Below are 647 nucleotides of genomic sequence, written 5' to 3' on the forward strand. Positions count from 1 at the left end.
ACATCCTGCCGTTGCACGCCCAGTCCTTCGATCCCCAACTCCATCTTGTCGCCGGGCTTCAGATAGGTTTGCGGGTTCTGTCCCATCCCAACACCCGGAGGCGTCCCGGTCGAGATCACATCCCCCGGCTGCAGCGACATGAATTGCGACAGGTGCGAGATCACCGTGGCGACGCCGAAATGCATCGTCTTGGTCGAGCCGTCCTGATAGCGATGCCCGTTGACCTCAAGATACATCGGCAGGTTTTGTGGATCCGGCACCTCATCGCGCGTAACCAGCCAGGGGCCGATTGGGCCAAACGTGTCGGCAGACTTGCCCTTGGCCCACTGGCCCGAGCGGTGCAGCTGAAAGTCTCGCTCGGACAGATCATTGACCACGCAATAGCCCGCGACATGATCCAGCGCTTCCTCTTCCGAGACGTATTTCGCCTCTTTCCCGATCACCACGCCCAGCTCGACCTCCCAGTCGCTTTTGACCGAGTTGCGGGGGATTTCGACCGTGTCATTGGGACCGATGATGGCGGATGTGGCTTTGAAGAAGATGACTGGTTCGGCGGGCAGCTCCATGCCGCTTTCGGCGGCGTGGTCGGCATAGTTCAGGCCGATGCAGATGAACTTGCCCACCTGGCCCACACAGGCCCCAATGCG

Annotated in this window: 1 protein-coding gene; it reads right to left on the reverse strand. The window is 60.7% G+C overall.

The window, feature by feature from the left end:
- Positions 1-647 (reverse strand): fumarylacetoacetate hydrolase family protein (locus ACR0L1_RS23715; RefSeq protein WP_480861129.1); only part of this gene is annotated, 647 nt, incomplete at both ends.

It is taken from the genome of Ruegeria sp. J8 (genome assembly GCF_056531925.1).